We start from the raw sequence: 19,533 nt of genomic DNA, 5'->3' as shown, positions 1-19,533 counted from the left end.
GTAATACCTGTACATATTGTGCGACATATCGAACTGATACAGGAGTGATATGAAATGGCTAATCAACAAAACCAGCAGAATCAACAGAATCAGCAAAACCAACGTCAACAAAATCAGCAGCAGAATGACAATCAACGTCAACAGCAGCAACAGCCTCAGCAACAAAATCAAAAACAGAAAAACCAACGTCAGCAATGATGTCGCACCCCCAATTTAAAAACTTTTTCATCGCCTAAAGGCGCAGATAGGTTTTTAAATTGATTTACTGACAAAGGCTCTCATGATGAGAGCCTTTGTCATATCTATATAGCCCATGACGATCTAGATCGGAAAGCAGCAGAGGAATCATCTCCAAACCCAGATCAGCAAAACCTGTACAAAAACCGTGTTTTATCTACCCCTGAGCAGACCTTAAGATCAAGTCATCCCTTGATGATGCAAGTGCCATGAATATCTTGATTTCTAAACGGCTCGCCGGTCTGGCGCTTGGCTTAAGTTTGAGTGTGCTGCTGGTCGGCTGTCAGCCACCGCCTTCGGGTGATGCCGCCGGTATGCGCTATCCGATGCTGTATCTGAAATTGCAACAGCAGGAATTCATGGCGCCTTTACCGGTCCCGGTAGAAGGTGTGCAGGCCAGGCAGATCAGTGATACCTGGGGTGCGGCGCGCAGTGAAGGGCGTCGGCATGAAGGCACTGATATTTTTGCCAAACGCGGCACGCCGGTACGCTCAACCACGGCTGGAATTGTATCGCGGGTGGGCACCAACAACCTTGGGGGTAAAGTGGTCTGGGTGATTGGTCCGGGCTTAAGCCATCATTATTATGCACATTTAGAGGATTATGCAGCGGAGATTCAGGAAGGCGACTGGATTGAAGCCGGTGAAATCATTGGTTATGTCGGTAATAGCGGCAATGCTCAAAATACACCGCCACATTTGCATTATGGGATTTATCTCAGTGGTCAAGGCGCCGTGAATCCTTATCCCTATTTGGTACAAGAGCTGACCGATGAATAAGCTAAATCAGTTTACCTCGGCTGTGGAAACCGGTGTTTTGGTGGCCGGCAGGCTGCAAATAAAATATAGATTTCCCAGTGCCAGAACCGCACCGGCCAGTAAAAACTGCTGCGGATAAGACCAGCCGGCGACTTGTAAGCCGCTAAAGCTTAAGCCTCCTATCAGCTGCACGCTGGCGAAGCATAAAGTGGCCATGCCCCATAACTTTTTATAGGCCAGTCCATACAGCTGGAGCAGGGTATAAGAGGTCAGAAACACCACCGCCGGATTCAGCAGGCCAGTAAAAAAGGAAGACAGAAAGGTCATCACTGACCAAGGGGCGATTGCCGCTAAAATGGCCGCCACATACAGGCAATACAGGATTTTCAGGGCTTTGAAATTGCCGAGCTGTTTTGCCAGAAAATAGGCACAGGCCGCTCCGCAGGCACTGCCCAGGCCATATAAAATCCAGTGGCTATTGATCCAGAACAGGCTGAGTTGTTGCACCTGACTTAAATAGTCAATCCAGAAGAGTGAGTGTGGTACATAGGAAAACGCGCTACAGCTATACACCAAGAGCAGGCTGGCAAAGACCTTTTTATTGATGGGCACAGCAGCAGCGCTTTGAGGCTGGCTTTGGATGTTAACCGGTAGGGCTTTGGGTTTGAGCAGGATTAAACCCAGACTGCACAGCACGGCAAAGGCACATAAAATCAGCCAGGCGCTTGAGGTGGAGATATGATCTAAATAGGGCAAAAATAATGTGGCGAGCAGCACACCAAGTCCGATGCCACTAAAACCAATCACATTAATTTTAAACCGATGCTGCAATTCACAGTGCTGCGCAACCACGCTCGGCGCCAGAATCATCAGCCAGCCACCGCAGATGCCGGACAATATTCGCCAGAACAGATACCAGCTGCCCTCAAAACCGGCGAACGCACAGCAGAATAAACTTAAACTGCCGAGAAAGGCCGCGGCCTGAATCCAGCTTAATAGCTGCCGGTTTAAGCGCATGGCCCAGACCGCACCAATTAAATAACCGAGTAAATTGGCGCTGCCTAACAGGCTGGCAAACTCGCTACTCCATTCAAAAACCAGACGGGTACTGGGTAATAAGGCGGTATAAGAAAAACGAAAAATACCGATACCTAAACAGGTGGCCAGCAGTAAAAACAGGCTGAGGCGGCGTTGCTGTGCATCCATGCAGATTCCTTGCGCTTTTTATTATGCGTAAAATATTGTTGTATGGCGCGCGGGCTATTACAGTTGCGCGCTGATCTGGCCAATTTGTTTGCTAATCTAACAACTGTTTATTCCACTGAAACCGGCTGACCAATGCTATAAAAATGCCCGCCGGCAATATGGTGGATACTTTTCCATTCATCGGCCACTTCATGATAATACCAGTGCCCGTCACGAAATACCCGCTGATCGGCATAGGCTGTAATGACTTTGCCTATAAACAGGTCATGGGTTTGCTGGTTGTGCGGCTCCGGAATAAGTTCACAGATCAGCCAGGCGGCGCATCCGGCCACTGTCGGCACAGGAGAATGCTCAAACTGGAATAGCTCGACCCCACAGCGGTCCAGCTTGTTCGGCTCCTGAAACAGGCTGATGCTTCCCAGTTGATGCACCATCTTGAGCTGTTTTAAGGTCGGTACTTGCAAGGCAAAATAACCTGACTGTTCAATGATGGCGCGGGTTTTGGTGCTTTTATCCAGCACTACCGTAACTTTGGCAGGATTAAACTCAAGCGCACAGGCCCAGGCTGCAGCCATGACATCGGTTTCCTGCTGATCTTGCGCAGACACCAGCACGGTCGGACCATGATTAATCAAACGATAGGCCTTTTCCAAAGGTACAGTTTGCAGATCAGCAGGGAGCGTCATATTTTTTATTCCTCAATCAGAGATCATTCCAGAGATATGCAGGAAAACAACAATTCTGCATTGTACCGGGTGTTAAAACTTATATCATTGATGCATGCTTGGGAAAAAGCACAAAATACAGCGGGAGACAGATTCATGAAAATGTATCAGGTTGATGCATTCACAACAGCATTATTTAAGGGAAATCCGGCCGCAGTAATAGTGGTCGAAGACTGGCTTGATGACGCTTTAATGCAGAATATTGCACTGGAAAATAACCTTTCCGAAACTGCCTTTGTCAAGCCGATGGATGCTGAAAATTTCGAGATTCGCTGGTTTAGCCCCACAGTTGAAGTCGATTTTTGCGGCCATGCCACTTTGGCCAGCAGCTTTGTACTGTTTAAGGATTATACCCGCGCCAAAACCATTCATTTTCATGTCAAAAATTTAGGTCTTTTTATTGTCACGCAAGATGATGATGGCAAAATCCGCATGAATTTTCCAACCCGTGTGCCGGTACTGCAAGATGAATTTCCGGCGCAATTGCTGGATGTGATTGATCAGCCGGTTAAGGAAGTCTATTTAAATGCACAGGCCTATATTCTGGTACTGGAATCTGAGCAGGCAGTGTTAGCCGCCCAGCCCGATCTGGCCAAAATCCGGCAGATTGCAGAGCTGCATCAGGTCAGCACCGCAATTACCGCGACAGACCTAGATGTGGCCTTGACCGCGCCCTCTCAGGACTATGACTATATTGCTCGCTACTTTGCCCCGCATAAAGGGATTGATGAAGATCCGGTGACTGGTTCCATGCATACCGGTCTGGCGCCGTTATGGGCAGAAAAAACCGGCAAAACTGAACTGGTGGCTTATCAGGCTTCGGCGCGAGGTGGAATGCTGTACTGTGCCTTACAAGCAGAGCAGCGTATTGAAATTTCCGGTTATGCCAAATTATATCTGGTGGCCGAGTTATTTTTAGATTAAAACAGAACAGGGAAATCACGCTGGGTATGCCGGTGATTTTCAAACATAAGTCACAACAACAAACAATTTAATGCTGCAGTCATGCAAGCGGCTGCAGCAGGTAAAAGGTATTGAAAAAATTATGTTAATGCGGTTTAAACAGCTCAGCCTGTCTTTGCTGATCATGGGTGTGGGGGCTACGACATTTGCCCAGCCGGTGTTGGTAAAATCTGAACAGCAGATTGAAGAATACCGGCTGGATAATGGTTTTCGGGTGATTCTGGCGCCGAATGCCAAAGAAAATAAAGTGGTGATGAGTACCATCTACTTTACCGGTTCCCTGAATGATCCCCAAGGCAAAGGCGGTATGGCGCATTTACTGGAACATCTGGCGTTTAAAGGCACCCAGAATGTCCCGGGAGATGAATTCCAGCGCCGTTTAAACCAGTACACCTTAAGCAATAATGCCAGCACCGATTACTACTCGACCAAATATCTGAACACCATCCGCCCAGATCAGACAGCCATTAATGAGATGATTTATCTTGAAGCCGAGCGTATGGACAAGCTGGTGCTGCAAGAAAAATTTGTGCCGGCAGAAATTGCGATTGTGAAGCGTGAACGCGAAGTGCGTATGGATCAGCCCTATGCGGTGTTAATGGATCAGGTCTGGAAAGCGGCCTATGGCAACCAGTATCTGGGCCGTTTACCGATTGGTGATCTGAATGAGTTGCAGTCGATTCAGATGCCGGAATTGCAGCGTTTTTATCGTAACTGGTATGCACCGAATAATGCCGTGATGGTGCTGACCGGCAAGTTTGATAAAGCGCAGGTACTCAAGCAGATTGATCAGCATTTTAGTCCGCTGGCCAAACGCCAGATTCCGGCACAGGTCAAGGTGCCAGTGCTGGATGCCCGTACCATCAAAAACCGGGATTTTTTAGTGCAAAAAGGCAGCCAGCTGGCCAAGTTCAATATCTATTTAAATGGTCAGAACGGCCAGCATAAAACCGCTCTGGCGTTGGCGCCGTATTTATACACCATGCAGCCGAGCGGGCATTTGTATCAGGGCATGGTTGAAACCGGTATCAGCACCATGGTGCAATCGACCACCTGGCTGGATCAGGATTTTAATCTGGTCTTTATGGGTGCCTTGTATGCACCGACTCATAATGCCAAGCAGGTTGAAACTGCCTTGCAGCAGGGTGTCGAGCAGGGCAAAAATTTTAATCAGACCGAGCTGAACCGGGTCAAAACCCTGATTCGTAATAGCCAGGACAGTCTGTTTAGCAATGCCAGTGCTCTTGCCGGTATGCTAAGTGATTATGTGGTATCGGAGCAGGGCAACTGGGCACAGTATTTTGTCCATCAACAGGAATTACAGGCCTTAACGGTGGATCAGGTCAATACACGTTTACAGCAATTCCTGATTCCTGAACATCGTATGCGCGGGCATATTCAGCCGACACCAGAAGAGCAGAAAAAGGCCCAGCAACAGCAGGCTGCTGAACCGCTGAAAACCCTCGATCAAATGGATGTACAGGCCGAGCCACTCAAAGACATCAGCAGCTATGAGCAGGAAATTCAGCAGTATCTGCACACATCCAAACAGGCCTTAAGCCAGACTGAAGCCAAAATCCAGCGTGGCACACTGGCCAATGGCATGAAATATGCACTGTTTCCCACCTCGACCCGGGACGATAAAACCTACGCCACCATTATAGTCGATTTTGGCAATGAAAAATCGCTGTTTAATCAGGGCGAGATTATTGACCTGATGGCCTATTTAATGCTGCGTGCCTCAGATCAGTACAGCCTGCAGGATATTGCCGACAAATCCATTGACGCCGGTGGTTCAGCTTCGGCACAGGCCAATAGCAATGGCGTGGCCATTTCGATTGTGGCCAAAAAAGATAAATTTGATGAGTTTTTCAGATTTGTCTTGGAAATCATGAAAAAGCCGCTGTTTGAACAGGCCCAGTTTGATCTGATCAAGGCACAAAGTCTGGCCAGTCTGGACCGGCCGTATACCGAGCCGGAAACCGTGGCTGCCTTAAATATGGCACGTTTGATCGAGCGTTATCAGCCGGGAGATTTGCGTTATCACTTCGAGCCGGAATTTGCCAAGCAGCAGTTGACCCAGGCCAGCAATGAGAAAGTCAAACAGCTGTATCGGCAGTTTTTTGCCATGGATCATGCCCGGATTGCCATTACCGGCGATTATGAGGCCAAGCCGGTTCTCAAGCTGTTGCAACAGCAGTTTGCCACTTGGAACGGAGCACAGCCGTATCAGCGTTTAAGCGTGCCGTATAACAGCTATGCGGCGCAAAAACAGCATGTACTGTCCGAACAGCGTGAGTTTGGCAGTTATCAGGGCGTGATGACCCTGCCCGTGGGAAATGATCATCCCGATGCAGCCGCATTAATGGTCATGAGTCATATTTTAGGGGACTCACAACTGACCTCACGTCTGGCGCAAGAGCTGCGTGAAAAAAATGCGCTGGTCTACAGTTTTGGCAGTTCGCTCAGTTTAAGCAGCTTTGAAAATTCCGGTGCCCTCAGTGTGAGTGCCAACTATACTGCCGGTAAAGCGGCGCAGTTGTCGCAGGCGGTACATAAAGTCTTTCAGGAGTTGCGCAAAAATGGCGTGACTGCACAGGAAGTAGCGGCGGCCAAGGCTGACATTCTGAAACAGCGTGTCACAGCGCTGGAAGATGAGCGCCGTATTCACCGGATGCTGGTGGCACAGCTGGAACTTGACCGTGATTTACCGTATCGGGAAAAACGTGATCAGGCCATTGCCCGACTCAGCAAAGCCGATATTGATGCGGTGGTCCAGAAATATCTGCTGCCGCAACATTGGGTCGAAGTCATGGCTGATCAATATGGTCAGCCGGTAAAATAAGTGCTGATTACAGATCATTCATATAAAAAATCTCCCTAAACGGGAGATTTTTATGAAGCCGGTTATGTTGGCACTGATCCCATCTGCCAGCAATCCTTATAGGTGCTATGAGTAAGTATGAGGTGAATTTATCATAGAGAATTAGAGCCGATAGAATTGTTTGGCATTATCATGGAACACCTGCGCTAATGCCTGCGGATGATACGTCGCCACCACATCGCTAAAGGCATCAATAATCGTGACTAAGTCGCTACTGACCCGATCCATCGGGAAATTGGAACCAAACATCACCCGATACATACCAAAACTTTTTAGCGCATGCTGAATCAGCGGGGCAGTTAAATCAATGATTTCCTGTTTTGAGGCCAGCCGTTGCTGCTGATGAAACTGATGACCCAGTACCGGCATGAACAGCCCGGACAATTTGGTATAGACATTCGGGCAGCGCGCCAGTTCTGCCAGGTCTTCCTGCCAGCGAAACAGGATATTGTCGCGCGCAGTTTGGGTAATACCGGTATGCGAGCCGACCGGACCAAACAGACCGGCCGGTGTACCGAGGTGATCCAGCACAATTGAGGTTTCCGGAAACTGTTTTGCCAGGGCAATCACATCTTCCAGCTGGCTAGAATAGACCCAGGCATCAAAACTTAAATTATGCTGTGCCAGTAGTTCAAAGCCTTTCAGAAATTTTTTGTCACGGTATAAATGCGGATCATCGGCCCAGGCATAAATGTCTTTATCTTCATGAACCGCAGCCATTTTACGAATCCCGCGAAAATGTTGCGGCGCCGCTTTCTGATGCATTTTCAGAATCTGCTTGAACTGGCTGTCACGCGGGTCGGCCGTGGCCACCACTGCACCCAGCTGGATACCATTTTTGGTAAAATCCAGCGACTCAATAAAACGGGTTTCTCCAACCACACCTTTGCCTTTGTGGTCATGCCAGCTGGCCTCCACATGCACCACTTTTTCAACCGGATAAAAGCCGACATCGCGGCAATAATGCTCGGGCAAATAGGGGGCAGTGACATGCTGGGTATGTCCCAGGGTGTCAATCAGCGCTTTGGATTTTAGCGTACGGATGGTTTTATCCAGTAAGCGTGGATATTTCCCCAGCAGCTTGACCGCCAAGCGTGCGCTGTGTGGTGTGTTATACGGGTCCCATTGATGAATATGCGCATCAATCAGTGCAAATCCAAGATTTTGCATAGCAGGTTGGTTTGATCCTTGAAGATGTCTATTTTATTCAAAGCCAAGTCTGCAAAAAAGAAAAGGGTATTTATCGAAAAGATGACATTAAAAAAGCCCAACAGGGTGGACTTTTTTTAGCAATTTAATGATCGTGATCATGTTTGTGTTTATTGCTGTGAAATTCTTCATTACGACGGAAACGTAAATAGTTCTCGAACTGTTCACAGTATTCATCATAATTGTCTTCCAGCATCATCTGGAACTGCTGCAAAATGTAGGACATGACCTGATCTTTGGCAGCACGCATTTCCTCACCATCTTTGAAGTTATTGGCTGCGACCCAGGTATTAAAACGTGCCGTGCCGAACAACATGGCAGCACTGACCTGACCGCGTTTTTCCGCTGGTTGTTCCTGTGAGCCTTTTTCGACGCGACAAAATTCGTTGGCCTGTTTGATAAATTCATCAGCACGTTCAAAGAAAGCAGCATTTAACGCTTCTTCTTCGGTAACATCGGTTGCTTCAATCTTTTGAACCATGAATTTTTCCTAAGCTAAAATCATAAACAATAATTATAGGCAAAGCCTTGCAGAAACTAAACCTTTGTCTTACTCTAAAAATAGCCTAAGCAAGAAAAAGGAATCACGATGCAAGATGCAATTGCGGTTCAAAGTCTAAAAAGTGATATTGCGCTGCTGCGACAAAACATCTGGCCGCCGGCACATCTGGCCAATGTAGAAGGGCTGCCAATTTATTATGGCAATCCGGCTGAAGTTGAAGCCTATTTCCAGCAATGGTCCGGATTGATTGAGCGGGCACAAGAGCTGTTTCAGCCCTTTATGGAAGATGAAGTGCTGGATGCCATTCATCTGCCAAGTCACTTAAACCTGCCTTTATTTTTCTTTCATGTTGACCGAATCCGGATTAATAAAACCCGGGCCAAAGAATCAAAAACTTTTCGCGGTCTGGCCAGCTTGATGGAAAAGTGCGGCCAGTTTGATGCTACGCAGATGCTGGCGATGAAACAGTGGCTGGAGAGTGACGACAGCGCAGCACTGGTGGCACACCGTGAGTTTATTGATTTGCGTACCTATGTGTTTCAGCATGGGCAAAGTGAATACACCCGCACCCGTTTTTATGTCAACGGTATTGTGCTGAGTGTCGAACCGCATTTTCAGCTGGTGGATGCCCGGGAAAAACCGCGCAAGCAGCGGAGCGATAGTTATCATGATCCGCTGGCCGATAACGGGACCTGGAAGGTATTTGGCAAGTACCGCTAAATGATTATCTCCGTGCTGGGCTTTAGTCCGACCAGAAGGTTTTGCTGCGGGTAAATTCCAGCAAATGCTGCTGGGCTTCGGCCAGAACATGCTTTTGCTCGGCAGCAATCCAGCCCAGAACAAACCAGGCCTGTGGGTTTTGCTGAACCTCATGTTGAAACAGGGCTTCGGCCACCACCAGATCATTAAACTGCCCCAAAGATTCCTGTGCCGGTTTCAGTGCTTTCAGATACTGTTTGACGGCATCCGCTTCAAATAAAGAGGCAATAAACTCGACTGAATAACGCAGGCGTTTGACTCGTTTGCGGGTGCGGTGCTTCTGTTCACTGTCAAGATGTTCAAACTGCACGGCATCCTGACAAATTTGCCGGTGCATTTTTGCAAGCTGTTTCCGTACCTGTTTTTTCAGCGATTGATCATCTTCATGTGCTGTGCACTGGCTAAACTGTAGCAGCTCCAGCAAGAGGCGCACTGTTTCTGGCGCGCGAAATAGTGCATCAATTTCATCGCTGCTTTCGCTACTTGCCGGTAGTTCTGCGAGGGGAGAGCCGGCCTTGGCCAGACGTGGCATCAGGCTTTCACTCAGCGCATCGCGGTCGCGGGTGGAACCAAGTTGCCGGAACAGTTCTGCCAATTGCGCTTGCCATTCGGGTTGTACCTGTTCGGACCAGTGACCAAAGATTTTCAGTGCGCTGCGTAAACGGCGAATGGCCACACGGGCCTGATGCACATGACCACTCTGATAATGATTGTCGGCAATCGCCGTGGCATTCGGCAATAAATGAGTCAGACAGTTGCTGACAATTTTGGCCAGCGCGCGGCTACTGGAGTCATGTTTATCGAGGCTAAAAGGTGTTTGATGTTGAACGGGCAAGATGTCCTGCTGATTCTTGAGCATCTGACCGCGCTGTGATTTGCTGCGAACATCAAGCCAGAGCTGATAGCGTTTTACCCATGGCTGCACAAAATCAATCAGGTCGCTGACATCGCCATGTTTCAGTTCAAACTCGACTTCGTAAATATCGCTTTGTGCTGTTGGTGTGCGGACTTCGCCCTGATCAAAGGCCAGTTCAATTGCACTGTCTTTGACTTGTTCAAGCACAATCAGGCGTTGCACATCGGTTTCAAATTGCAGCTCCAGACCGGTATTTTTTAAATCGGCCTTTTTCAGCTCCAGCGCCTGTTTTAGCAAGGTTTGCGCCTGTTTATGTTCCTGATACAGGCTTAGATCCAGCTGCTCCGGTTCATCCGGGCCGAGGGCCAGTTCCAGTTCAAAACGCTCAAAATGATGCTGCCCCGGTGCTTTTAAGGTCTGACACCAGCGTTGACCTTCCAGACGCTGACGCAGGGCGATGGCATGCTGTGCCAGCTGCTGCTCAGGACTGTCATAATATTTGGCCCACAGCTGCATTGGCACGGCTTTTTTCTTGGCAATGGCTTTTTCAAAGGCGCGGCGCTGATGCACCGGCACCTGAAATTTCAGTTCGATTTCCGCCATAACCAACTCCTGCAATTTTTATTCTTGATTGACCTTACTATAGGCCAAGCCATGCATAAAAAGTAGCCATAAAGCGTATTCTTTTGTCTGGCCGGAGCGGGGAGTGGCTGAACTTACTTAATAAACTTGCGACTCACCAGGAATTGTTCGGTGGCATCCAGCAAGGCTTGCGCATGGACTTCCTGTTTTGCGGTCAGCCAGCCGAGTACAAACCAGTCGCTGGCTTCCAGCTCGGTTTGCTGGATATACAGCGCAGCGGAGGAAAGAACCTGATATTCCTGCGCGGCCAGCTGGGCATCGTTCAGGGCTTTGCTGTACTTTTGCAGGTTTTTAACATCATAGATCGTGGTGAGTACCGGGAAAATAAATTTCAGGGCATTAATTTTCTGCGCCAGCTGATCCAGACTGTCAAAATCGGTCTGGCTGGTCTGGTTTAACTGTTCTTGCAGTAGTTTATATTGATGCTGCAAAGTCTGCTGGGCGGCCTGTTTTAAATCCTGCGCAGGGTGGGAGGCATCTTCATCCAGGCTAAACATCAACAGTTCCAGATAATGATGTACATTCTGGGTCGATTTCACCAGATTGGCCAGTTTCTCTTTAGCATATAAAATATCTTTGGCCAGATTCGAGGCGGTATTTGGATTCTGCAAAAAGGTGCCGAGGGTATTTTGCATGTGCTCTAAATGTTGCAGCTGGTCAAACTGCTGTCTAAACGCCAGTAACTGATTGGCCCATTTTTCCGAAATAGACACACTCCAATCTTTGAGCAAATGCACGGTTAAATACAGCTGATTCAGTGCATTTTGCGCCTGTACAATATGCTCGGCTTCATTAACACCCGCTGAAATAGCCGCAATGTTCGGCAGTAAATGCTGCAATTGCTGGGCAATTAACAGTCTTAAATTCTGATCGGCTGAGGCTTTTTTATTTAAACGGAATTCTTCAGCCAGACGCGGCGGGCTGACTTGTAAGTCTAAAGCCAGCAAATTGCCCATTTCGGCCTTGCTGCGCACATCTAACCAGAGCTGGTATTTCTTGACCCATTCAAAACAGAAGGCCAGCAGTGCCTGCACCGAACCAGATTTTAATTCAAACTCAATTTCATGGACGGGATATTCACGTTCACCACTGCGAATACAGCCCACATCTAAACTGGCTTCAATCTCCACTTCATCTAGCTGGATAACACGCGAAGTACGCGTAATATCGGTTTCAAATTGCAGTTGCAGCGGGCTTTCAGTCTGCATGAGGACTGTATCTAGTAGCTGTCTGGCTTCAGGAGCGGCATCGTAAATGCTTAAATTAAGCGCAGGTGGCTGTTGCAGTTCGCCCAGGTCATGATTATGTTCAAAACGTTCAATATGGGTTTTACCGGCTTTTAGTGTCTGCACCCAGCGCGTGCCTTCCAAGCGTTGTCTCAGCGCAATACCATGCTGTGCCAGCAGGCGATCGGTAGTGTCATAATATCGGGCTTGCAGCGAAATGCTTTCAGATTTCTTAGGATCCAGCGCTTTAAGTAAGGCGTTACGGCGCGCATCAGGAATTTGAAATTTTAATTCAATCTCGGTCATTCAATTGGTCCTAAAAAATTGAGCAATACAGCAAAAAAGTAGCTTTCTGGCAGATGACGCCGCTATACCAAATTATTATCAAGCGTCCAGAAAAGGCGTTCATTGTTTAAGGCTTCTGATTGTAACCAAAATCTGTCCTGAAAAAAGTAGCCAGAAAAATAGCGCGAACAAAGTGGCTTTTATTTGTACAGAAAATGCGGTAATTTGAGCAAGAACAAAGCATCAGGATGATGAATATGAACGCACCCCTCAACACCGAATGGGCAAAAAAACCGGATGACACGCCTCAAGGTCCAATTCAAAATTATCACGAGTTTTATCGTTTTTATTTAACCGAACACCGCAATATCATGAGCCGGCGTCTGCATATGCTGGGCAGTGGTATCGGCCTGATCTGCCTGACGCAAATGGTCAGGCAGCGGAAGCCACGCTACTTTGTCTATGGACTGGTGGCTGGTTATGCCTGCGCCTGGGTCGGTCATTTTTTCTTTGAAAAAAACAAGCCAGCCAGCTTTAAACAGCCGCTGTATAGCTTTATTTCTGACTGGCGAATGTTTGCCGACATTCTGCGCGGCAACCTGAGTCTTAAAGACCGCGCACTGGATAAAATTGACAGCTAATCTTCATTTTTCGAGCAAAACTAAAACTTTCGGTCAAAAATAAGATGAATGGTCAAAAAATTCATTGAAATTGTAGAGTGAATGTTCTATTAATTGAAGCAATGCAGAGTGTATGACACTTTGATGACATCAGTTTTTAACTTTCCAAGCCTGGAGTGACCTTTCTCCGGGCTTTTTTTATAGCTGGAATCATTGAAATAAAAAGAATGAAGAGAGTCAAAAGAGTGTGGACGTGCTAGCGTTTGATCACATTTCCCCAAATGCGTCCTGGCATCAAATTCTAGTACGTCCATGAGACCATGAATGCACGTTGGTTGTTATTGATATAAAAAAATAAAAAACAACAACTTATATCGTTATTATTGTGAGTCTTAGTAAATACCGAAACCGGCGCTGACTCTATCCCCAATACTAGGGATTTTGCATAAAAATCTGAACTGAAACAAAGCATCAGCGAAAATACAGGCAAGGCCTGCTCTTGAGCTGTAACTATGTAATAATGAGAGCCAATTTTTTGAGGTGTTTCAGGCAGGCAAAATGCGTGGCTTATATTTAATTACCAATGATGATCCGATTGAACTGCTTTTAGCCAAACTTGAAGGTGCAATGGCGACCTATGAAGTTGCAGTCTTGCAATATCGCCGTAAAAAGGTGGCAAAAGAAGATCAGGCTTATGAAATTGAATATATGAAATCATTGTGTGCACAGTACAAAGTGCCATTTGTGATTAATGATGATTTGGAGGCTGCGGTAAAATATGGTGTCGGCGTGCATTTGGGTCAGGATGATGGCTCAATTGTCGAAGCCGCGGCACGTTTACCAAAGAATGTCCTGATTGGCCGCAGCTGTAACAATTCACTTGAGCTGGCAGAGCAGGCCATTGCCGATGGCGCTAACTATGTGGCATTTGGGGCAATTTTCGCCACCGATACCAAGCCGGAAGCCGGCAATATCGGTCTGGAAACCTTAAAGCAGGCCAAAGCAAAACTGAATGTACCCATCTGCGCAATTGGTGGTTTAACCGTTGAAAATGGTCAGCAGGTGATTGATGCCGGTGCAGACCTTTGTGCGGTGATTAGTGATATATTAGGTCGTCCGATGCATACCGTTGCTCAACGCGTATATGACTGGTCTGAACTATTTAAAAAGGCGGTTTAAGCCGAAATTTTTGTCTGATTTTATTTTGAGTTGAGTCGATTCATGAGCCTATCTCCAAAGCAAGAACAATTATTTAAACAAGCCAGCAAACATATTCCAGGTGGCGTGAACTCACCGGTGCGTGCGTTCAATGGTGTAGGCGGCACGCCGGTCTTTATTGAAAAAGCCCAAGGCGCATATTTATACGATGTAGATGGCAAACGCTATGTCGATTATGTTGGTTCATGGGGGCCAATGATTTTGGGTCATGCCCATCCAGCGATTATTAAAGCGGTGCAGGATGCTGCGGTAGACGGTTTAAGTTTTGGTGCGCCAACCGTTCATGAAACGACGCTGGCCGATATTATCTGTGACATCATGCCATCAATTGAACTGGTGCGTATGACCAACTCCGGTACTGAAGCGACCATGACCGCGATTCGTCTGGCACGTGGTTATACCGGCCGTGACAAGATCGTGAAATTTGAGGGCTGTTACCACGGTCACTCAGATTCATTACTGGTGAAAGCCGGTTCTGGCCTGTTAACCAAAGGTGAGGGTGAAGCGACCTCTGCCGGTGTTCCTGCGGATTTTGCCAAACACACCTTAACCCTGCCATATAACGATATTGCCACCTTAAAAGAATGCTTTGCCAAGTTTGGTTCAGAAATTGCCGGGGTGATTGTGGAACCGGTTGCCGGTAACATGAACCTGGTTGCGCCAATTGATGGTTTCTTGCAAGCCATTCGTGATGTCTGTGATGAACATGGCTCGGTGTTTATTATTGATGAAGTGATGACCGGTTTCCGTGTCGGCTTAGGCGGTGCGCAGGCGCATTATGGCGTTACTCCAGATTTAACTACTTTGGGTAAAATCATTGGTGCCGGCTTACCGGTCGGTGCTTTCGGTGGTAAACGCGAAGTGATGGAATGTATTGCACCACTGGGTAAGGTGTATCAGGCCGGAACATTGTCGGGGAACCCGCTGGCGATGCGTGCCGGTATCGAGATGTTTAAACATCTGCGTGAGCCAGGCTTCTATGAAAAATTAAGTACACAACTGGAAAAACTGCTGGCCGGTTTACAGGCAGCGGCAGATGAAGCCGGTATTGCGTTTAAAACCCAGCAAGTGGGCGCGATGTTTGGTCTGTACTTTACCGATCAGGACGATATCACCAGCTTTGACTCGATGCTGAAATGTGATGTCGATGCTTTCCGTAAATTCTTCCACGGCATGCTGGAGCGTGGCGTGAACCTGGCACCATCTGCATTTGAAGCCGGCTTTATTTCAAGCGCGCACAGCGATGAAGATATCGAGTTTACTATTCAGGCGGCAAAAGCCACTTTTGCTGAGATGAAAGCGTAAATTTGACCTCTCCCTAACCCTCTCCTAAAAGGAGAGGGAAGCTTCAGTTAATTCGAGATCAAAATGAAAACCAAACATTATATGACTTTAAGTGATGCTGAATTTCTATTAAATGAAGCGCATCAATATGCGATACAGCATAACTTTAATGTCAGTATTGCCGTGGTGGATGAAACGGGCAGTTTACTGGCCATGAAACGTATGGATGGGGCAGCACCAATGACTGCAAATCTAGCCATCGAAAAAGCCAAATGTTCTGCCATGAGTCGCCATGCATCCAAACTGTTTGAAGATATTATCAAAGGCGGTCAGATGGGCTTCCTGACCATGGAATCATTTTCAGGGATGCTAGAAGGTGGTGAACCGATTATGTATCAAGGGCAGCTCGTCGGTGCGATGGGTGTGTCGGGTGTGAAGTCGTTTGAAGATGCGGAGATTGCACGGGTAGCGATTGAGAAGTTTGTGGCACAGCAAAGTTAATTCAAGAAAAAAATTGATTAGCTCAACTCAATAAATTCATCCAAAGTTGTACCAAAATGAAGCGTGGAACGTTAAATATGAATTAAAAAGCCCAATCGCTAATGATTGGGCTTGCCTATATACAATAAAATTATGATTTAAAAAGGAAATCAGAAGATGTTATTCCCAAGTAGAAATGTCCTACCTAATAACCAAATAGAAATGTCCTATACAGACATTTCCAAGTCAAGCACAGGATTCAGATTTTGTTGTTGAATTGCTGTTTTCTGTGCTCGTCTACGTGGCATAGATTGAGAACGACTTCGTTTGTTTTGCTGTTCTAGTTCTTCATGCTGTTGCTGGATATGGGCCAAGACTGAACTCAAACGTTTATTCTCAACAATCTCTCGCTGGTTCAGCTGACTTAATTTATCGAAGATGCTGTAATTGATTTTTCTTCCCTGATATTCAATGGCGACCGTACCGTCTGGGTATTCTAGAAATTCAATATATTTACCCATGAGACTCTGGTTTTCTTCTTTATTTTCCAGCAGATAGACGCATTTATCATAAGTAATCGTCAAGCTATTCGTGACTCTGCGAGGTTCACGCCAAGTAAAAATATCATCTAACTCTTCGGCTGTTTCCATGATAGGCCGATGTAGATTCTTAGGATTAAAAGCCATCTTGGCGAACTTCTGATTGAACTGCTCAATGAAGCAGGGTAGCCAGACATTAGCTTGCTCAATCGAACAGATGCCTTTCAGGCGCATCTCCTTGATCAGACGGTCCTGAAGGGTTCTGTTGGCCCGTTCCACACGGCCTTTGGCCTGCGGTGAATTAGCGAAGATGATATCGATATTCAGGGTGCTGAGTACACGTCCAAACTGGGTAATCTTGGTGTCTTTCTTGCTGCTTTGATTCACTCTAAAGACTGAATGTTTGTCGCTGTAAAACGCTAAAGGCTTACCGTGCTGTTCGACATATAAGCGTGTTGAAATCATATAGTCAAAGGTTGATTCTGACTCACAGAAGCGTAAATGCTGCAATTTTCCTGTAGCATCATCGATAAACACCAGCAGACAGCATTTAGCAGCGCGTCCTTCAAACCAGTCATGGTGTGAGCCATCAATTTGGATCAGTTCACCAAAGCAATCCCGGTTGTAACGAGGCTGATACGGTCGTTTCAGGCGCTTGGATCGAGGCATCCATAAGTCAGCTGCAATCATCCAAGAACGCAGGGTTTCTACTGAAAGATCGAATCCATGTACGGTGGTGAGCTTTTCATGCGCTAAAGTGGGTCCGAAACCATGGAGTTGGTCAGAAACAATATTGAGGCACTTGAGTCTGAGTTCTTCAGGAAGTTTAGAATTGCTGATTTGGCCACGACCGGCATGGGCTAATGCAGCTGGACCTTGGGCTTTGTATTTCTGCAGTAAGCGTCTGATCTGACGTTCTGAAATATGAAGTAGCTGAGCAGCTTGGGATTGAGTTATGCGTTGATCGCAGATTTCCTGCAAGACCGACAATCGTTTAAGTTCTTTATCCGACATAGACACCAACATATCAAACCGTCCGCTAAGAAAATTGCAAAAGTGCATATTCTAAAAGCGGACATTTTTACTTTGGAGAAACCGGACATTTCTATTTTGGAGTTACAGAAGAATTTCGTATAAGGTGTATTATGTTAATTTAAGGAAATCTTAAGAGACTGTAAATTAAATTGTGTAATTGCCTGAATTTGCTATGTTCATATTCACAACGGAGTCAGGCAACATGATGAACGAACAAAAACTAAAAGACCTTGCAGCAGAATTTGCTAAAGGAATCAAAACAGAAGACGATCTCAATCAATTCACCCGATTGTTGACTAAACTCACTGTTGAAACGGCTCTCAATGCCGAACTTACCGAACATCTCGGACATGAAAAGAATGCTCGTAAGAACGGTTCAAATGCTCGTAACGGTTATTCCAGTAAGACCGTGCTGAGCGATGATGGTGAGATTGAGATCACCACACCACGAGATCGTGATGGCACATTTGAGCCACAGCTAATTAAAAAGAATCAGACTCGTATCACGCAAATGGATAGCCAAATTCTATCCCTTTATGCCAAAGGCATGACTACCCGTGAAATCGTGGCTACTTTCAAAGAAATGTACGATGCTGATGTATCGCCAACGCTTATTTCCAGGGTGACAGATGCTGTTAAGGAGCAAGTCGCTGAATGGCAAAACCGTCCGCTGGATGCACTCTATCCCATCGTCTATATGGACTGTATTGTAGTTAAAGTCCGTCATAATGGCAGTGTTATCAACAAGGCTGTATTCCTTGCCTTAGGCATTAATCTTGATGGACAGAAAGAACTGCTCGGCATGTGGATGGCTGAGAATGAAGGTGCAAAGTTTTGGCTGAATGTCCTGACTGAGCTTAAAAACCGAGGGTTGCAGGATATTCTGATCGCCTGTGTGGATGGACTAAAAGGCTTTCCTGATGCCATTAACAGCGTATACCCGCAAACCCATATCCAGCTGTGCATTATCCATATGCTGCGTAACAGCTTGAAATACGTATCATGGAAAGATTACAAGGCGGTGACTCAGGATTTAAAAGCCGTTTATCAGTCACCTACTGAAGAGGCAGCCTTGATGGCCTTGGATCAATTCGCCCAAACATGGGATGACAAGTACCCACAGATCAGCAAAAGCTGGCGTACACACTGGGAGAATCTAAATACCTTCTTTGCTTATCCAGCCGAGATACGCAAAGCCATCTATACCACCAATGCGATCGAATCATTAAACAGCGTAATACGTCAGGCGATCAAAAAGCGTAAAGTCTTTCCAACGGATGATTCTGTACGTAAAGTGATTTACCTGGCAATTGATGCAGCGTCTAAAAAGTGGAATATGCCTATTCGCGACTGGCGTTTAGCCATGAGCCGCTTTATTATTGAATTCGGTGACCGCTTAAGCAATCACCTTTAAATTGATCAAAAGCAATTACACAAAATTATTTACAGGCTCAATCTTAAAGTTAATTAACTTATTTCCTTTATTTCCTTTATTTCCTTTATTTCCTTTATTTCCTTTATTTCCTCATTGAGTATTTTCAATACTGTTAAACATATATCTAAACGCTGCCTATCTGAAAGATTAGGTACATCACTCGGGTATATCCGAACATTTATTCCATTCCAAATAAACCAATCATTTCCATTTTTGCATGGCTCTACATTTAGAAATTTATCATTACCTGCATAACCTGTAGATGCATTAAATTGTCGTGACTCCATCAAGACTCGCACAATAGGGTATTTTTTATTAGATTTATTTTCCCAATTTCTTTTTAGTAGCCTATTTACCGTATTTGGCCACCTTATATGAAAACCATTATCACTAAAATATTCTCTAGGTATTAACCAGAATCTGCTATTACGTTTAATTAGGGCATATTTACGGGAATCATATTTTGGCAATCGTGCTTGTTCCTCTAGAGTGTACCTATCAAATTCTTGAGCCAATCGAAGCCGTTGTCTTTCCATTTTGCTACTAATTTTTGCATTTTGTTCTTGCTCTGATAGAGGAATGCATTTAAGTACAAACCATGCCATAAATATTATGAGCAATAAAACTCCGATAAAGCCTTTAGAAGAGTAAGTTTTTATTTTCATTGTTT

18 protein-coding genes are annotated in these 19,533 nt (G+C 46.2%); 9 read left to right on the top strand and 9 right to left on the bottom strand.

The annotated features are described in order from the left end of the window. Nucleotides 1–58 precede the first annotated feature (58 nt). Nucleotides 59–229, bottom strand: a complete 171-nt coding sequence (locus tag GA693_RS14820; RefSeq protein WP_168379929.1) for a hypothetical protein — start codon at nt 227–229, stop codon at nt 59–61. Nucleotides 230–446: 217 nt separating this feature from the next. Here GA693_RS14820 and GA693_RS06860 point away from each other — a divergent pair, with 217 nt between their 5' ends. Next, the gene (locus GA693_RS06860; RefSeq protein ID WP_005178963.1) at nt 447–1,016 is read left to right on the top strand and encodes a M23 family metallopeptidase; all 570 of its coding nucleotides are present in this window, start codon (nt 447–449) and stop codon (nt 1,014–1,016) included. 6 nt (nt 1,017–1,022) lie between these two features. Here GA693_RS06860 and GA693_RS06855 read toward each other — a convergent pair whose 3' ends face one another. Together GA693_RS06855 and GA693_RS06850 are read right to left on the bottom strand one after the other, a co-directional pair. After that, nucleotides 1,023–2,201 carry a YbfB/YjiJ family MFS transporter gene (locus GA693_RS06855; protein ID WP_160241183.1) on the bottom strand — a complete coding sequence of 393 codons (1,179 nt, stop codon included), beginning with the start codon at nt 2,199–2,201 and terminating at the stop codon, nt 1,023–1,025. Nucleotides 2,202–2,308: 107 nt separating this feature from the next. Beyond that, entirely contained in the window at nt 2,309–2,887 is a 579-nt protein-coding gene (locus GA693_RS06850; RefSeq protein ID WP_160241184.1) for a flavin reductase family protein, read from the bottom strand. Between the two features lie 135 nt (nt 2,888–3,022). On the opposite strand from GA693_RS06850, the gene GA693_RS06845 reads away from it, so the two are divergent. Then, nucleotides 3,023–3,850, top strand: a complete 828-nt coding sequence (locus GA693_RS06845) for a PhzF family phenazine biosynthesis protein (protein ID WP_005178958.1) — start codon at nt 3,023–3,025, stop codon at nt 3,848–3,850. Nucleotides 3,851–3,971: 121 nt separating this feature from the next. Next, nucleotides 3,972–6,734 carry a M16 family metallopeptidase gene (locus tag GA693_RS06840; protein WP_171502403.1) on the top strand — a complete coding sequence of 921 codons (2,763 nt, stop codon included), beginning with the start codon at nt 3,972–3,974 and terminating at the stop codon, nt 6,732–6,734. Between the two features lie 141 nt (nt 6,735–6,875). Here the strand turns inward: GA693_RS06840 and GA693_RS06835 are convergent, their stop codons facing one another. Further along, complete coding sequence (locus GA693_RS06835) at nt 6,876–7,943, bottom strand: amidohydrolase family protein (RefSeq protein ID WP_160241186.1); 1,068 nt, start codon at nt 7,941–7,943, stop codon at nt 6,876–6,878. A gap of 124 nt (nt 7,944–8,067) precedes the next feature. After that, a complete protein-coding gene (locus GA693_RS06830) occupies nt 8,068–8,463 on the bottom strand; it encodes a DUF3144 domain-containing protein (protein WP_005178954.1) in 396 nt (131 codons plus the stop codon). Nucleotides 8,464–8,571: 108 nt separating this feature from the next. On the opposite strand from GA693_RS06830, the gene GA693_RS06825 reads away from it, so the two are divergent. Beyond that, on the top strand, nt 8,572–9,204 hold the full coding sequence (locus GA693_RS06825) for a hypothetical protein (protein ID WP_016659155.1): 633 nt from the start codon (nt 8,572–8,574) through the stop codon (nt 9,202–9,204). Between the two features lie 22 nt (nt 9,205–9,226). On the opposite strand, the gene GA693_RS06820 is transcribed toward GA693_RS06825, so the two are convergent. Together GA693_RS06820 and GA693_RS06815 are read right to left on the bottom strand one after the other, a co-directional pair. Then, entirely contained in the window at nt 9,227–10,702 is a 1,476-nt protein-coding gene (locus tag GA693_RS06820; RefSeq protein ID WP_160241187.1) for a CYTH and CHAD domain-containing protein, read from the bottom strand. Nucleotides 10,703–10,815: 113 nt separating this feature from the next. Further along, nucleotides 10,816–12,273 carry a CYTH domain-containing protein gene (locus GA693_RS06815; protein ID WP_160241188.1) on the bottom strand — a complete coding sequence of 486 codons (1,458 nt, stop codon included), beginning with the start codon at nt 12,271–12,273 and terminating at the stop codon, nt 10,816–10,818. 236 nt (nt 12,274–12,509) lie between these two features. Here GA693_RS06815 and GA693_RS06810 point away from each other — a divergent pair, with 236 nt between their 5' ends. From GA693_RS06810 to GA693_RS06795, 4 genes are all read left to right on the top strand, one after another. Further along, nucleotides 12,510–12,893 carry a DUF962 domain-containing protein gene (locus tag GA693_RS06810; protein WP_016659152.1) on the top strand — a complete coding sequence of 128 codons (384 nt, stop codon included), beginning with the start codon at nt 12,510–12,512 and terminating at the stop codon, nt 12,891–12,893. A 537-nt stretch (nt 12,894–13,430) separates the two neighbouring features. Further along, nucleotides 13,431–14,051: a thiamine phosphate synthase gene (thiE, locus tag GA693_RS06805; protein ID WP_016659151.1), complete on the top strand. Its 621-nt coding sequence runs from the start codon at nt 13,431–13,433 to the stop codon at nt 14,049–14,051. A 42-nt stretch (nt 14,052–14,093) separates the two neighbouring features. Further along, the gene (gene hemL, locus GA693_RS06800; RefSeq protein WP_075166927.1) at nt 14,094–15,395 is read left to right on the top strand and encodes a glutamate-1-semialdehyde 2,1-aminomutase; all 1,302 of its coding nucleotides are present in this window, start codon (nt 14,094–14,096) and stop codon (nt 15,393–15,395) included. Between the two features lie 63 nt (nt 15,396–15,458). Next, nucleotides 15,459–15,875, top strand: coding sequence for a GlcG/HbpS family heme-binding protein (locus GA693_RS06795; protein ID WP_104499001.1), 417 nt, complete (start codon nt 15,459–15,461; stop codon nt 15,873–15,875). A gap of 206 nt (nt 15,876–16,081) precedes the next feature. Here the strand turns inward: GA693_RS06795 and GA693_RS06790 are convergent, their stop codons facing one another. Next, a complete protein-coding gene (locus GA693_RS06790; protein ID WP_160241189.1) occupies nt 16,082–17,407 on the bottom strand; it encodes an ISNCY family transposase in 1,326 nt (441 codons plus the stop codon). Nucleotides 17,408–17,633: 226 nt separating this feature from the next. Between GA693_RS06790 and GA693_RS06785 the strand changes: the two genes are divergently transcribed. Beyond that, on the top strand, nt 17,634–18,842 hold the full coding sequence (locus GA693_RS06785; RefSeq protein ID WP_160241796.1) for an IS256 family transposase: 1,209 nt from the start codon (nt 17,634–17,636) through the stop codon (nt 18,840–18,842). A gap of 53 nt (nt 18,843–18,895) precedes the next feature. Here GA693_RS06785 and GA693_RS06780 read toward each other — a convergent pair whose 3' ends face one another. Then, nucleotides 18,896–19,528, bottom strand: coding sequence for a hypothetical protein (locus GA693_RS06780; RefSeq protein WP_160241190.1), 633 nt, complete (start codon nt 19,526–19,528; stop codon nt 18,896–18,898). Nucleotides 19,529–19,533 lie beyond the last annotated feature (5 nt).

It is taken from the genome of Acinetobacter indicus (assembly GCF_009914475.1).
In the GTDB taxonomy this organism is placed as follows: Bacteria; Pseudomonadota; Gammaproteobacteria; order Pseudomonadales; family Moraxellaceae; genus Acinetobacter; species Acinetobacter indicus.
This window is presented reverse-complemented; position numbering and strand designations above follow the sequence as displayed.